General features: G+C 64.0%; 13 protein-coding genes. All 13 read left to right on the top strand.

Annotated features, from left to right (window positions below; genetic code table 11):
- Positions 1–8: 8 nt before the first annotated feature.
- The 13 genes from ACFQ6Y_RS21480 (at position 9) to ACFQ6Y_RS21420 (ending at position 15,065) form a co-directional block, all read left to right on the top strand.
- On the top strand, positions 9–1,640 hold the full coding sequence (locus ACFQ6Y_RS21480; protein ID WP_378636955.1) for a UDP-N-acetylmuramoyl-L-alanyl-D-glutamate--2,6-diaminopimelate ligase: 1,632 nt from the start codon (positions 9–11) through the stop codon (positions 1,638–1,640).
- A complete protein-coding gene (gene murF, locus ACFQ6Y_RS21475; protein ID WP_378636952.1) occupies positions 1,640–3,226 on the top strand; it encodes a UDP-N-acetylmuramoyl-tripeptide--D-alanyl-D-alanine ligase in 1,587 nt (528 codons plus the stop codon). Before ACFQ6Y_RS21480 ends, murF begins: the two co-directional genes overlap by 1 nt.
- Complete coding sequence (gene mraY / locus ACFQ6Y_RS21470; protein ID WP_003941699.1) at positions 3,223–4,305, top strand: phospho-N-acetylmuramoyl-pentapeptide-transferase; 1,083 nt, start codon at positions 3,223–3,225, stop codon at positions 4,303–4,305. The genes murF and mraY overlap by 4 nt, the downstream gene beginning before the upstream one ends.
- Positions 4,306–4,310: 5 nt before the next feature.
- Positions 4,311–5,834: a UDP-N-acetylmuramoyl-L-alanine--D-glutamate ligase gene (murD, locus tag ACFQ6Y_RS21465; RefSeq protein WP_378636949.1), complete on the top strand. Its 1,524-nt coding sequence runs from the start codon at positions 4,311–4,313 to the stop codon at positions 5,832–5,834.
- Positions 5,831–7,309 (top strand): putative lipid II flippase FtsW, encoded by a 1,479-nt coding sequence (ftsW, locus tag ACFQ6Y_RS21460; protein WP_378636945.1) that lies wholly within the window; start codon positions 5,831–5,833, stop codon positions 7,307–7,309. The genes murD and ftsW overlap by 4 nt, the downstream gene beginning before the upstream one ends.
- Positions 7,306–8,475 carry an undecaprenyldiphospho-muramoylpentapeptide beta-N-acetylglucosaminyltransferase gene (gene murG / locus ACFQ6Y_RS21455; protein ID WP_378547147.1) on the top strand — a complete coding sequence of 390 codons (1,170 nt, stop codon included), beginning with the start codon at positions 7,306–7,308 and terminating at the stop codon, positions 8,473–8,475. Before ftsW ends, murG begins: the two co-directional genes overlap by 4 nt.
- On the top strand, positions 8,472–9,980 hold the full coding sequence (gene murC / locus ACFQ6Y_RS21450) for a UDP-N-acetylmuramate--L-alanine ligase (RefSeq protein WP_378538813.1): 1,509 nt from the start codon (positions 8,472–8,474) through the stop codon (positions 9,978–9,980). The genes murG and murC overlap by 4 nt, the downstream gene beginning before the upstream one ends.
- 164 nt (positions 9,981–10,144) lie before the next feature.
- Positions 10,145–10,783 (top strand): cell division protein FtsQ/DivIB, encoded by a 639-nt coding sequence (locus tag ACFQ6Y_RS21445; RefSeq protein WP_378538904.1) that lies wholly within the window; start codon positions 10,145–10,147, stop codon positions 10,781–10,783.
- A gap of 257 nt (positions 10,784–11,040) precedes the next feature.
- Entirely contained in the window at positions 11,041–12,228 is a 1,188-nt protein-coding gene (gene ftsZ / locus ACFQ6Y_RS21440) for a cell division protein FtsZ (RefSeq protein WP_230813510.1), read from the top strand.
- A gap of 108 nt (positions 12,229–12,336) precedes the next feature.
- Entirely contained in the window at positions 12,337–13,104 is a 768-nt protein-coding gene (gene pgeF / locus ACFQ6Y_RS21435; protein ID WP_378448031.1) for a peptidoglycan editing factor PgeF, read from the top strand.
- 7 nt (positions 13,105–13,111) lie between these two features.
- Positions 13,112–13,861 (top strand): YggS family pyridoxal phosphate-dependent enzyme, encoded by a 750-nt coding sequence (locus ACFQ6Y_RS21430; RefSeq protein ID WP_378636932.1) that lies wholly within the window; start codon positions 13,112–13,114, stop codon positions 13,859–13,861.
- Positions 13,862–13,946: 85 nt separating this feature from the next.
- Positions 13,947–14,597 (top strand): cell division protein SepF, encoded by a 651-nt coding sequence (locus tag ACFQ6Y_RS21425; RefSeq protein ID WP_003941752.1) that lies wholly within the window; start codon positions 13,947–13,949, stop codon positions 14,595–14,597.
- A 189-nt stretch (positions 14,598–14,786) separates the two neighbouring features.
- A complete protein-coding gene (locus ACFQ6Y_RS21420; protein WP_003941780.1) occupies positions 14,787–15,065 on the top strand; it encodes a YggT family protein in 279 nt (92 codons plus the stop codon).
- The last annotated feature ends 111 nt before the right edge of the window (positions 15,066–15,176 follow it).

Raw genomic sequence — 15,176 nt, 5'->3', positions numbered from 1 at the left:
GAGTGACAGTGCCGAATCGTTTGCAATCGTCGAACTCGGACGGCGCTCCCGGGACGCGTCCGACACAACCGGTTGCTACCGCGGTCACGGCGCTGTCCGAACTGTCCGGGGCTCGCCTCGAATGGGTCGGACAACCGGGATCACAGTCACCGGAGGTGGTCGTCAAGGGTGTCGACCTGCGTGCGCAGGGAATCGTGACCGATGACCTCTTCGCTGCTCTGCCCGGTGCCAGGACGCACGGCGCTCAGTTCGCCGTCGACGCTCTGGGGCGCGGTGCGACCGCGATCTTGACCGACGAGGCCGGCCTGGAATTGATAGAGGCCGCTGACAACGCGCCCGACCGTCCCGTTCCGGTTCTGGTTCATCCGAATCCGCGGGACGTGCTCGGCGAGATCTCAGCGGAAATCTACGGCCGACCTTCAGAGAAGATGCAGGTCGTCGGCATCACCGGCACGTCCGGCAAGACCACGACGTCATACCTGCTCGAAGCAGCGATTGCCGGAGCCGGCCGCAAGCCCGGCCTGGTGGGCACCATAGAGACTCGCATCGACGGCCGCCGGGTCCCCAGCGCGCTGACCACGCCGGAAGCTCCGCAACTGCATGCTCTGTTCGCCGTGATGGCGGAGCAGGGGATCGACACCGTCGTCATGGAGGTGTCCAGTCACGCGCTCGCCCTCGGACGCGTCGACGGCATCCGCTTCGACATCGGCGCTTTCACCAATCTTTCGCAGGACCACCTCGATTTCCATCGGGACTTCGAGGAGTACTTCCAGGCCAAGGCTCGGTTGTTCGATCCCGAGTCGACGGTGCGAGCCGAGCATGCCGTCGTCTGCGTCGACGACGTATGGGGTCGACGGATGGCCGAGTTGGCCGCGACCGACGAGAGCGATGCAGTGACCACGGTCTCGACCTCGACGGCCGAGGCCGAATGGAAGGTCGGTGCGGTCGAGGTTGCCGAGGACGGCTCACAGACTTTCGAGTTGGTCGGGCCCGACGGACAATCATGGCCGGTCTCGCTTCGCCTCCCCGGGCGATACAACGTGGCCAACGCTGCGCTGGCGTTGACCGTCAGTTTTGCTGCCGGCCTCGACCCGGACGCCGCTGTTCGAGCGCTCGGCACTGTGGATGTCCCCGGACGAGTTCAGCGGATCGACCGTGGACAGAGCTTTCTCGCTGTGGTCGACTACGCGCACAAGCCGGCAGCGCTCGAAGCCGTGATCGCCACGCTGCGCAACCAGGTTCCCGGCCGAGTTGCGGTGGTGGTCGGTGCGGGCGGAGATCGCGACGCCGGCAAACGGGCTCTCATGGGTGAAGCGGGTGCGCGAGGTGCAGACCTGCTGATCGTCACCGACGACAACCCACGTTCCGAGGATCCGGCGAAGATTCGTGCTTCGGTGATGCAGGGCGCCATGGACGTGCCCGAATCGGAACGCGGCGAGGTTCGTGAAGTGGGGGACCGGGCGACCGCGATCGAGCAAGCGGTCCGGTGGGCAGAGCCAGGAGATGTCGTCCTGGTGGCAGGCAAAGGCCACGAAGTAGGTCAAGAAATCGACGGGGTCAAGCACCCGTTCGACGACCGCGAGGTGTTGGGCGAAATGATCGGCCGATTCGCGATCAACACAGCACATGGAGGCAAGTAATGATCCCGATGACGCTCTCTCGGATCGCCGAGATCGTCGGAGGAACCCTGCACGACGTCGACGATTCGTCGACGCAGGTGACTGGAACCGTCGAATTCGATTCGCGCAAGGTCAGTCCAGGTGGGCTTTTCCTCGCACTACCCGGCGCACGTGTCGACGGCCATGATCACGCGGAAGCTGCGGTGGCGGCAGGCGCCGTCGCGGTACTCGCGGCGCGGCCGGTCGGAGTGCCGGCGATCGTCGTTCCTTCGGTGCCGAACGACGGTCCCAGTGCGGTGATGCTGCTCGAACACGACACCGACGGATCCGGGGCCGCAGTCCTGCACGCCCTCGGTCTTTTGGCCCGAGCAGTCGTCGACGAACTGGCAACTGATGGAACAGCAACTGATGGTGGGCTGACGCTGGTCGGTGTCACCGGTTCTGCGGGCAAGACCTCGACCAAGGACCTGATTGCAGCGCTGTTGCGCGAGCGCGGTGAGGTGGTTGCGCCGCCCGGATCGTTCAACAACGAACTGGGTTTGCCGTGGACGGTCCTCCGCGCGGACGCGAAGACTCGCTTCCTGGTCCTCGAGATGTCGGCACGGGGGGTCGGCCACGTCGGCGAGCTGACCGAGATTGCGCCGCCGAAGATCGGCGTCGTTCTCAACGTGGGTACCGCTCACCTCGGTGAATTCGGTTCCCGTGAAGCGATCGCTGTCGCCAAAGGTGAACTGGTGGAAGCACTCCCGTCGGCAGCCGACGGTGGCGTCGCGGTCCTCAACGCCGACGACCGCATGGTCGCCGCAATGGCGAGCCGGACCAAAGCCCGGATCGTATTCGTCGGCCAGTCGGAAGACTGCGACGTTCGGGCGACCGACGTGGTCGTCGACGATCAGGCCCGGGCTTCCTTCACACTGAGCTGTTCGCAGGGTTCGGCACGTATTCGTCTGGCCGTGCACGGCGAACATCACGTGAGCAATGCTCTTGCCGCTGCGGCTGTCGCACTCGAGAACGGCCTCGCGGTTGAAGACATCGCGCGTGTCCTCGAGGGCACGAAGGCAGCGTCCGCGAGGCGAATGGAAGTTACCGAGCGCGCCGACGGCGTCACCGTTGTCAACGACAGTTACAATGCCAATCCCGATTCCATGCGCGCCGCCCTCAAGGCGTTGGTGTCCATGGCACGATCGGATCGGCACTTCGGGCGTCGAAGCTGGGCTGTGCTCGGTGAGATGGGTGAACTCGGGCCGGAGTCGGTGGTCGAGCACGACGCGATCGGTCGCCTTGTCGTCAGGCTCGACGTCAGCAAGTTGATCGTCGTCGGAACGGGCCGCACCTCACGTGCGATGCATCAAGGAGCGGTGATGGAGGGGTCGTGGGGTGACGAGTCCGTCGTCGTGCCCGACGCAGCTGCGGCAATTGCCATCCTCGAAGCAGAACTCGAACCCGGCGATCTCGTACTGGTGAAGGCGTCCAAGTCGGTTGAACTGTGGACGGTCGCCGAAGCGATTCTGGCCGCAACGCCAGGCGCCGACGGCGAGAACACCGGCAGCGAGAACCACACTGGTGACGAGAACACTGACGGCGAGAACAGCGGGGATTCGCAGTGATCCAGATTCTTCTCGCCGCAGGCATCGCGCTCGCGGTCTCCATCATGCTCACGCCGATCCTGATCAAGGCGTTCTCGAAACAAGGTTTCGGGCAGGAGATCCGAACCGAAGGTCCGGCCAGTCACCAGGCCAAGCGCGGCACCCCCACCATGGGCGGCGTCGCGATCCTGACCGGAATCTGGGCCGGCTATCTCGGCTCGCACCTCATCGGTCTCGGCATGGACAACGCGGAGGGGCCATCGGCGTCCGGGCTCCTCGTTCTGGGTCTGACCACAGCTCTCGGCGGAGTCGGTTTCCTCGACGACTTCATCAAGATCCGCAAGCAGCGCAATCTCGGACTGAACAAGACAGCGAAGCTGGTCGGACAGTTCGTCGCAGCAATTGCCTTCGGTATCTTGGCCCTTCAGTTCCGCGGTGACGACGGGCTGACTCCGGGCAGTGTTCATCTGTCGTACGTTCGTGACATCGCCACCGTCTCACTCGGTTCCGTGGTCTTCATCGCGTTCTGCTACCTACTGGTCAGCGCCTGGTCCAATGCCGTCAACCTGACCGACGGCCTGGACGGTCTGGCCGCCGGGGCGATGAGTTTCGTTCTCGGCGCCTACGTCATCATCACGTTCTGGCAGTTCCGCTACTCGTGTGAGACCAACCCGGGCAAGGGTTGCTACGACGTCCGCGATCCACTCGATCTTGCGGTGCTCTGCGCGGCCGGCGCCGGCGCGTGCATCGGTTTCCTGTGGTGGAACGCCGCACCTGCCAAGATCTTCATGGGCGACACCGGTTCTCTTGCCCTCGGCGGCATGCTCGCGGGGTTGTCGATCACCACCAGCACGGAACTGCTGATGGTTGTCATCGGCGCACTGTTCGTCGCGGAGGCCGCGTCGGTGGTGATCCAGGTAGCGGTGTTCCGGTCCAGCCGACGGCGGGTGTTCCGAATGGCACCGTTCCATCACCACTTCGAACTCGCCGGGTGGGCTGAAACCACGGTGATCATCAGATTCTGGTTGCTGGCGGCTATCGCGTCGGCAATCGGATTGGCACTCTTCTACAGCGAATACCTCGCAGCGCTCGGAGGCTGAAAACCATGACCAGCTCAGCGGATTCCGAGAACGATCTGTCCTGGCTCCGCGGTACGCGAGTGCTGGTCGCCGGTGGGCGGGTGTCCGGTCAAGCCACCATCGAGCCTCTTGTCGCACTCGGAGCCGTCGTGACGGTTGCCGATTCGACTCTGGACTTCGCGGAGCGCTGCGCCGAACTCGGCGCGGACATGGTGACCACCACCTCGATCGAGGATGCCCCGGATTCGATCACCGACTACGGGCTCGTTGTCACCAGTCCCGGCTTTCGTCCGGATGCACCGATCCTGGCAGCCGCCGCCGGTCACGGGATTCCCATTTGGGGAGACGTCGAGTTCTCCTGGCGCGTCGACCACAGCGGGCACTTCGGCTCGCCGCGCAAGTGGCTCGTCGTGACGGGGACCAACGGAAAGACCACGACGACGTCGATGCTGGCCTCGATTCTCGACGCCGCCGGAGTTGTCGGCCGCGCCTGCGGGAACATCGGGCTGCCGATTCTCGACGCGCTCGCCGAGACGTCGCCGCGCGTGGAGTACCTCGCTGTCGAACTGTCCTCGTTCCAACTGCACTGGGCGCCTTCGGTACGTCCGGATGCCGGCGTGGTCCTCAACGTCGCCGAGGATCACCTCGACTGGCACGGCGGAATGAGTGCGTACGCCGAGGCCAAGTCGCGGGCATTGAGTGGAAAGGTCGCGGTGGTCGGCCTCGATGACGCAATCGCGTCCGAGCTGGGAACTCGCGCCACTGCAGACAAAGTCACCGGGTTCAGATTGGGTGAACCGGGCGAAGGAGAACTCGGTGTCGACGGGGGATACCTCGTCGACAATGCGTTCGGCGATCACGTCCGCTTGGCCGAAGCGGCGTCCATAGATCCGGCCGGTCCGGCCGGCGTCATGGACGCGCTGGCCGCTGCCGCCTTGGCACGGGCACTCGGATTCGACGCAGGCGTCGTCGAGCGTGGACTGGCCGCACACAAGGTCGGCCCACACCGCGGGGCGCTGGTCGGCCGTGTCGGGTCCGTTGTGTACATCGACGATTCCAAGGCCACCAATCCGCACGCGGCCAGACCGTCGATACTCGCGCACGATCGCGTCGTCTGGGTTGCAGGCGGTCTACTCAAGGGAGCAAGCGTCGACCAGTTGGTGAGCGAAGTCGGCCCGAGACTCTCCGGCGCTGTCCTTCTCGGCCGTGACGCTGGTGTGATCGAGGACGCGCTCGCGCGACACGCGCCCGATGTTCCCGTGGTGCACGTGATGTCGGGGGACGATGCAGTGGTGAGCGAAAACAGCAGCAACTCGACTCTCACCATCCGGCTGCCGCCGGGTGCCGACGCGGATGCCGTCATGGCCGCAGTGGTAGTCGAAGCTGCCGACTTGGCATCCCCGGGTGACGCCGTCGTACTCGCGCCGGCCGCCGCGTCCTTGGACATGTTTGTCAGTTACGGGCATCGCGGTGACAGCTTCGCCGCCGCAGTAGCCGCGCTGCCTGATCCGTATACAGATTCGCCTGGCGAAGCCGGGAACCTGCGATGACCAAGGGTCCCAAGACCCGAATCGGTGCCTGGTTGGCGCGTCCGTTGGCGTCGTTCCACCTGGTGGTGACGATTGCCACGATGTTAACTGTCTTGGGGCTCGTGATGGTTCTGTCGGCGTCGAGCGTCGAGCAGTACGTGTCCGGCGGCTCGGCATATTCGTTGTTCACCCAGCAGTTGATCTTCGCGATTCTCGGGGCGGTGCTCTTCTACGTCGCGCTGCGGATTCCGGCGAGAGTGCTCCGGCAGTATTCGTTTCCGCTGTTCGTCGTCGTGCTGATCATGCTGGTACTCGTCCTGATTCCGGGAATCGGCACCGAAGCGCAGGGCGCACGTCGCTGGTTCAACGTCGGCGGATTCTCGGTGCAGCCCTCGGAAATCATGAAGGTCGCACTGGCGATCTGGGGCGCACATCTGTTGGCCTCGAGGCGACCGGACGACCGATCCGTGAAGTCGATCCTGATTCCGCTCGTGCCCGCCGCGATGCTGGTCTTCGCGCTGGTCGTCGCGCAACCGAACCTCAGTACGACAATCGCATTGGGAATCATCGTCGGGGCCCTGCTGTGGTTCGGTGGGCTGCCACTGAAGCTCTTCGGCTCGATCGCGGTGACGGGCGTTGTCGTGGCAGGCGTGCTGGCCATGACGGCCGGTTATCGTTCCGATCGAGTTCAGGCCTTCTTCAACAAGAGCGATGACCTGCAGGGCAACAACTACCAGGCCAAGCAGGCTCTGTATTCCCTCGCCGACGGAGGCTTGCTCGGACGCGGACTCGGGCAGAGCGTCGCCAAATGGAACTACCTGCCGAACGCTCACAACGACTTCATCTTCGCGATCATCGGCGAAGAGCTGGGATTTGTCGGCTGTGCGGTAGTGATCGGGTTGTTCGCCGTATTCGTCTACACGGGATTGCGCATCGCAGCCCGCAGCATCGATCCGTTCTGGCGGCTCCTCTCGGCCACCGCAACTACCTGGATCGTCGGCCAGGCAATGATCAACATCGGCTACGTCATCGGACTGCTGCCGGTGACCGGACTCCAGTTGCCCTTGGTCTCCGCCGGTGGTTCGTCCTTGGCGATCACACTGTTCATGTTCGGTGTCATCGCCAATGCTGCTCGCCACGAGCCCGAAGCGGTTGCCGCTCTGAACTCCGGGCAGGACGGCAAGATCTCGAAGTTGCTCAGACTCCCCAAGCCGGTGCTGTACCACCCGCCTTCAGGGGGTCGGCCGATCCGTCGACCGAAGCCCACGCGGCAGATCGAACCGGCTCGCGGACGCGACGGCCGGCGTGCGATCGAGACGGGTGATCGACGCAAGCGGGCAGATCAAGGCGCTCGTACTACCGCGGATTCCGCCCGAGGTGCGGCCGCTGGGTCACGGAAGCGCACCGCGGGAGGGCAGAATGGTCAGCGTCGGCAGGCGCCGACACGTAGGGCACAAGATCCACGAGAAGTTCGAGAGCGAGGAATTCGTAGGTGAGCGGCAATAAATCGGCTCTGTCGGTAGTGGTGGCAGGGGGAGGCACGGCTGGTCATATCGAACCCGCTCTTGCGGTCGCGGACGCGGTCAAGGCCGCTGCGCCCGACACGAGGATCACTGCACTCGGAACTGCGCGTGGTCTCGAAACCACCTTGGTGCCTGCGCGCGGCTACACACTCGAGCTCATTCCGCCGGTTCCGCTTCCTCGTAAGCCCACGATGGATCTCGTCAAACTGCCGACACGCATCCTCGCGTCGGTACGCAAGACCCGCGAGGTACTCGATTCCGTCGACGCCGACGTGATCGTCGGCTTCGGTGGCTACGTCGCGCTTCCGGCGTACCTTGCCGCCCGTGGTGGTGTTCTTCGCCGCCGACGCAAGATTCCGATCGTCATCCACGAGGCGAACGCCAGTGCCGGAATCGCGAACAAGATCGGTGCTCGCCTGGCGACGCGCGTGCTTGCCGCCGTTCCGGGGTCGGGTGTGAAGAACCGCGGCGATCAGGACGCCGAGATCGTCGGCATTCCGGTCCGGGCGTCGATCGCCAATTTCGATCGAGCGGGACTTCGTTCGCAAGCGCGCGAGTACTTCGGACTGCCGCAGGACGGTCCCGTTCTACTCGTCTTCGGCGGATCGCAGGGCGCGAAGTCGCTCAACGACGCGGTCTCCGGCGCTGCCCAGGAACTCGCGAAAGCGGGAATCTCGGTGTTGCACGCACACGGACCCAAGAACTCCCTCGAGGTCACGCAGTACTCGGAGACGGCACCGTACGTGGCTGTTCCTTATCTTTCGCGGATGGATCTCGCGTATGCGGCAGCCGACGCGACCATCTGTCGTTCTGGTGCGATGACGGTCGCCGAGGTCTCGGCGGTCGGGCTTCCGGCCGTTTACGTTCCGCTGCCGCACGGCAACGGTGAGCAGGAGCTCAACGCGAAACCCGTTGTCGCAGCAGGCGGCGCGATCATCGTCTCCGACAACGACCTCACGCCGACGTTTGTCGCCGGTACCGTCGTCCCGATGCTCAGTGACAGCGCGCGCCTCGAAAAGATGAGCAGTGGCGCTGCCAACGTCGGACACCGTACGGCGGCAACCGAGATCGCACGGATCGTGCTCGACATCGCGGCAAAGGAAAACGCCGTCCAGGAAAACGCAAGGGGAAACCGATGACCGCGCTGCCCGCCCACCTCGAGCGAGTACACATGGTCGGAATCGGCGGTGCCGGCATGTCCGGCATCGCGCGAATTCTGCTTTCCCGCGGAGGCCTCGTCTCGGGTTCGGACGCGAAGGAGAGCCGAGGAGTCCTGGCGCTTCGTGCACGCGGGGCACAGGTCCGGATCGGTCATGACGCCGATGCTCTCGACCTGCTACCAGGCGGACCGACCGTCGTCGTCACGACCCACGCGGCCATCCCGAAGGACAACCCCGAACTCGTCGAGGCCGCTCGCCGCGGAATCCCGGTGATTCTTCGGCCGGCCGTCCTAGCATCACTGATGCAGGGCAATCGCACGTTCCTGGTTTCGGGTACACACGGCAAGACGTCGACGACATCGATGCTCGTGGTTGCCCTGCAGCACTGTGGTTTCGACCCCTCGTTTGCCGTTGGTGGCGAACTCAACGAAGCGGGAACGAATGCCCATCACGGCAGCGGTGACGTCTTTGTCGCCGAGGCGGACGAAAGTGACGGGTCGCTCCTGCAGTACGACCCCAACGTCATCGTCGTGACCAACATCGAGGCCGATCACCTCGACTACTTCGGCAGCGTCGAAGCGTATGTGCAGGTGTTCGACGATTTTGTCGACAAGCTACGCCCGGGCGGGCTCCTGATTGTCTGCCTCGACGATCCAGGATCGGCGGATCTCGCGAAGCGAATCGTGGCCTCGGGTCGTTCGGACATCCGGGTACTCGGTTACGGGTCCGCGGATACGCAGGAAGTGGAGGCGGGCACTGCCTTCGAGCCTGTCGACGGTGTCGAGGTCGGAGTCCGACTGCTGGGCTTCCACGCACACGACGTCGGCGGAGTCCTGCAGTTCCACCTGGCGGGGGAGAGCGCTGCGCGAACCGTGCGGATGGCAGTGCCGGGTCGGCACATGGCGCTCAACGCGCTGGCCGCTCTGCTGGCCGCCCGTGACGCCGGCGCCGAGACGGAGGAAATCGTCGAAGGGCTCGCAGGATTCGGTGGTGTCCACCGCCGGTTCCAGTTCACCGGTCGCGAGCGTGGTGTCCGGGTGTTCGACGACTACGCCCACCATCCGACCGAAGTTCGCGCGGTCCTCGGCGCGGCCGCGGATCTGGTTCGACCGGAAGACGATTCGTCGTCGACCAATTCGGCAGCCGGGCGTGTAATCGTGGTATTCCAACCTCACCTCTATTCGCGCACAGCCGCGTTCGCCGAGGAGTTCGCGCAGGCACTGGACTTGGCCGACGAGGTAGTTGTTCTCGACGTGTACGGCGCTCGCGAAGAGCCGATGCCGGGCGTCAGCGGTGCGCTGGTCGCTCAATCGGTCACCAAACCTGTTCACTATCAACCTGATCTGTCCCAGGCGCCGAAGCAGGTCGCGGCATTGGCTCACCCCGGCGACATCGTCATCACGATGGGTGCCGGTGATGTGACCATGCTCGGCAAACAGATCCTCGATGCTTTGCGTTCGGCGCCGCATCCCGCGCCGCGATGACACCCGACGCACGAAGTCGGCGCGGGCGTCGAGATCCTCGAGCCAGACAAGCCACCAGTACGCGTCGGCGCAGTACTCGCACCGAATCGCGATACTCGACGCGGTCGACGGAGCCGGCTCCCGAACCCACACCGACTCGTAAGTGGTTCAAGCGACCGCTGATCATGGCACCGCTGGCAATCGTGCTGGTGGTGGGAATTGCGCTGACGGCCTGGTTGTCTCCGGTGCTCTCGGTCCGGGGCACCGAAGTTCTCGGTGCGACGACCGTCAGTGAGGAACAGATCCTTTCACTCCTGGCCGTACCGACCGGTCAGCCGTTGATGCGGGTCGATACCGGCGCAGCCGCCGCACGTGTCGCGACGATTCCGAAGGTCGCCTCGGCCCGGGTGCAGCGGATGTATCCGTCGACCATCCGCGTCACGGTCACCGAGCGGGTACCGGTTGTCTTCGTCGACTCACCCGAGGGCGCACACCTGCTGGACGAGAAGGGCGTCGACTTCGAGATGGGCGTCCCACCGCCTGGGGTTCCGCGTCTGGTGACACCGACACCCGGGTGGAACGACGAGCCGACGCTCGCCGCTCTCGAGGTGTTGTCGGTGTTGCCGCCGGATCTGAGGTTTCAGGTGGGAGAGGTTGCCGCTCGGTCGATTTCGAGTGTCTCGCTGACCCTGCTCGACGGTCGCGTCGTAAACTGGGGTGGTGTCGAGCACTCGGATCGTAAGGCTGCCGTGACGCTTCCGCTGTTGACCCAGCCGGGGCAGACGTACGACGTGTCCAGTCCCGATCTTCCGACGGTGCGATAGCGCACGGTGCGCTCGTGCGTCAGTGCGTGGCAAATACTTCGGTGTGTCTCGGCGCGCCTAATGGCGGAACGCGACGACGGTGCATAGCGTTTCGTTTCAGATCGAATACTTGACATAACTCTAACCCTGTGGTTGAGGTTTAGGGTTTATCTCGAACAACAGCAGCAGCAAACACAGCAGCAGTAAAAACACAGCAGCAGTAAAAAGACAGCAGCACTGACAAGCAGCGTGAAACACGACACGGAAGGCGAGAGCCGATGACGCCCCCGCACAACTACCTCGCCGTAATCAAGGTCGTCGGCATCGGCGGCGGCGGCGTGAACGCAGTCAACCGCATGATCGAACAAGGACTCAAGGGAGTCGAGTTCATCGCGGTCAACACGGACGCGCAAGCCCTTCTGATGAGTGACGCCGACGTCAAGCTCGACGTCGGTCGTGAATTGACCCGTGGCCTCGGCGCCGGTGCTGATCCCGAAGTGGGTCGCAAGGCAGCCGAGGATCACAAGGACGAGATCGAAGAGGTCATCAAGGGCGCCGACATGGTGTTCGTGACCGCAGGCGAGGGTGGTGGCACCGGAACCGGTGGTGCCCCTGTCGTGGCAAGCATCGCCCGGAAGCTGGGCGCACTCACCGTCGGTGTCGTGACACGGCCGTTCTCCTTCGAGGGCAAGCGTCGTGGGGGACAGGCGGATACCGGAATTCAGGCGCTCCGCGAGTCCTGCGACACGCTGATCGTCATTCCCAACGATCGCCTGCTTCAGTTGGGTGATGCCGCAGTCAGCCTGATGGACGCGTTCCGCAGCGCCGACGAGGTTCTCCTCAACGGCGTCCAGGGCATCACCGACCTCATCACCACCCCGGGTCTGATCAACGTCGACTTCGCGGACGTCAAGGGTGTCATGTCCGGTGCCGGCAGTGCATTGATGGGCATCGGTTCCTCCCGTGGTGAGGGGCGCGCGATCAAGGCGGCGGAATCCGCGATCAATTCGCCTCTCCTCGAAGCGTCGATGGAAGGCGCCCGCGGCGTTCTGCTCTCGATCGCCGGTGGCAGCGATCTCGGCCTCTTCGAGATCAACGAGGCGGCGTCGCTGGTGCAGGAAGCTGCCCACATCGACGCCAACATCATCTTCGGAACGGTCATCGACGATTCGCTCGGTGACGAGGTTCGTGTGACGGTCATCGCTGCGGGGTTCGACGGTGGAGCTCCGGCTCGTCGTCCCGTGGAGTCGACCGCGCAGGGACGTGGAGCAATCGGCGCGGGGCGTGCAGGTGAGGTCGGCCGGTCACCGGTTGCCGCCGAACCTGCTGGCGAGCAGCCGATTTCCGCAGCGCGCGAGACCATCGGTTCGGGCAGCTTGCCTCCGATCGGTGGCCCACGCCATGCGCCGGTCCAGGAAGACGAGGGCGACGACGACGTCGACGTGCCCGTCTTCATGCGTCGCTGACGTAGGGCTACAAACAGTTTCGAGAACAGGGTGCCCGGAATTTCTGGGTACCCTGTTCTTGACTGGATGTCCGGTCACGTCTGAGCCGGACGACAACTTTCGACGTTTGTGAGCACACTTATCTTGAGTACCGAGAAGTCGACCACCCGCACCCGCATTCGCCGCGTCGTGACCAGCCGAGCCGGTGGTGTTTCCGCGTCGCCGTACGAGTCGTTCAATCTCGGCGATCACGTCGGAGACGATCCGGCAGCCGTCGATGCGAATCGCCGTCGTCTGGCACGCGAAATAGGCGTCGAGCCTGACCATCTCGTGTGGATGGAACAAATCCATTCGCGCAACGTCACTGTCGTGACGGAACCGACCGACGAGGTCGTTCCGGTGACGGATGCTCTCGTCACCACCGTTCCCGGCCTGGCGCTCGCCACTCTCAGCGCAGACTGTGTTCCTGTACTTCTTTCCGACGAGGAGGCCGGTGTCATCGCGGCTGTTCATGCCGGACGGATCGGTGCCCGCATCGGTATCGTCCCGCGCGTCCTCGCGGAGATGGTGCGACAGGGCGCGGACGTCTCGCGTATCGGCGCCTTCCTCGGTCCGGCGGCGAGCGGACGCCAGTACGAGGTTCCCGCCGCGATGCGTGCCGACGTGGAAAAGCACTTGCCGGGCAGCGCAACTCGCACCGAGAAGGGCACACCGGGACTCGATCTGCGTGCGGGACTGCGTAAGCAGTTGCTCGCCGCGGGTGTGTCCGGTGTCGCCGAGGACCCGCGATGCACGATCGAGGACCGCGCGCTGTTCAGTCATCGCCGAGAATCACTGACCGGACGTCAAGCTGCAGTGATCTGGATGGAAGCGCCCGCAGCGCAGGAAACCGTCTAGGCAGAAAATGCGACAGACGGAAATGCGGCTGACAGAAATATCGACGGCACTCGACTCGGTGAGGGCGCGACTGGCCGCCGCGTGCCTTGCCGCCGGTCGCGAAGTTTCCGACGTCGCACTGCTGCCAGTTACCAAGTTCTTTCCGGCGTCCGACGCCCGGATCCTGTACGAACTTGGCTGCCGTGAATTCGGTGAGTCTCGTGAGCAGGAAGCAGTGGAGAAGGTCGCGGATTTCGACGGCGCTGCTCGCAGCGGTGCGATCGACGATCCGGTTCGCTGGCACATGATCGGGCAGTTGCAGCGCAACAAAGCTCGGTCGGTAGCGAAGTGGGCCTACGCAATTCACTCGGTCGACAGTGCGCGGTTGGCTGATGCACTCGATCGGGCGGCGCTCGGCGCTTTGGCCGACGGCGAGCGCAAGGCGCCGCTGCGGGTGCTCATCCAGGTAAGTCTCGACGGAGACCCTGCGCGTGGCGGAGTTCCGACGGGGGAGTTAACCCCTCTTGCCGAGCGGATCGAATCAGCCGAAGGTCTCGAATTCGCGGGACTGATGGCCGTCCCGCCACTTGGATCAATTCCGGACGAGCAGTTCGAAATCCTCCGCAGGGCACATCTTTTGATTCTCGAATCGCATCCACGGGCAACCGAACTCTCCGCCGGTATGACCGGCGATCTGGAGGCTGCAGTGCGCCACGGTTCCACGTGCGTGCGTGTCGGAACCGCACTGCTCGGCTCACGACCAGTAATCTCGAGGTGATCGCTCAGGTGATCGCCCAACCCGTCCACACCGCTGCGACCGGTCGCAGTCGGATTGATTCCGCCGCGCCAAGGAAGGTCGATCAATGAGCAACCTGCATAAGTTCAAGGCTTACTTCGGCATGGTTCCCCTCGATGACTACGAGGACGAATACGTGGAGGAGCCCGATCAGGCTCGCCGCGCACCCCGTCGTAGTCACGACGGCTATGCCGAGCGCGACGACCGCGAGTTCGTCGAACCTGCCTTCTCGAAGGCGAGCTACGCGCCCAGTCGTCGTGACGAAGAGGACGCGGAGTTCGATCGTTACGATTCCCGGCCCCGCGTCGACACCGTTCCCAGTCGCAGTAGCCGCCCGGCGATGGCGCCGCGTCCGGCCAGCCGCGGCAACCTTGCGGTCGACGCGCGCGCCGAGCGACCCGAAGCGCGACGTGCGCCGGTTGTCGACGACGGCGGCCCGCTCGCCAAGATCACGACACTGCGTCCGCAGAGCTACGCAGAGGCCCGCACCATCGGTGAGCGTTTCCGCGACGGCACGCCCGTCATCATGGATCTGGTCGACATGAGCAACGCCGACGCGAAGCGTCTGGTCGATTTCGCGGCCGGCTTGGCGTTCGCATTGCGTGGTTCTTTCGACAAGGTAGCCACCAAAGTGTTTCTTCTCTCACCGGCTGACATCGACGTTTCCGCTGAGGAACGTCGTCGGATCGCCGAGACGGGTTTCTACAGCCAGAAATGATGGTCTCGACCGCAGTCCGGCCCCTGAGCAGGGGTGACGTGAGCACATTCGAACGGCGGCCCGTCTCGGCGGGCGCCGCATTCGGACCCATCGCCGGCCGTTACAAGACGGACTCGATGCGGACCGTTTCCGGAATTGCTGCGGTGTGTCTGTTTTGGACACAACGCAGAAGTCAGGCAGAGTGAGGGTGTGGACGCGCTTCTCTCTGTGATCTATCTGGTGCTGGTTGTCTTCTGGCTGTTGCTGATCGGCAGAGTGATCGTCGAGTTCGTTCGTTCGTTTGCCAGAGATTGGCGACCGACCGGATTGGTCGCAGTCATTCTCGAAACCATTTTTACGATCACCGATCCTCCGGTGAAACTGCTCCGCAGATTGATCCCCCCGATCAACCTCGGTGGAGTTCGCTTGGATCTATCCATCATGGTCTTGCTTTTCATCGTCATCATCCTGATGTCGGTTGTTCGCTGAGCGCAGTCCGAGTGTGTGGTGTGCCAGAATGGAACCCATAACTCATACGGTGGTTCGCCACTACGTAGACTGTGTTGCAACTGAATGCTTGCTAGACCGCCAAATGACGCG

This window comes from Rhodococcus sp. NPDC056516 (assembly GCF_042794655.1).
Classification (GTDB): Bacteria; Actinomycetota; Actinomycetes; order Mycobacteriales; family Mycobacteriaceae; genus Rhodococcus_F.
This window is presented reverse-complemented; position numbering and strand designations above follow the sequence as displayed.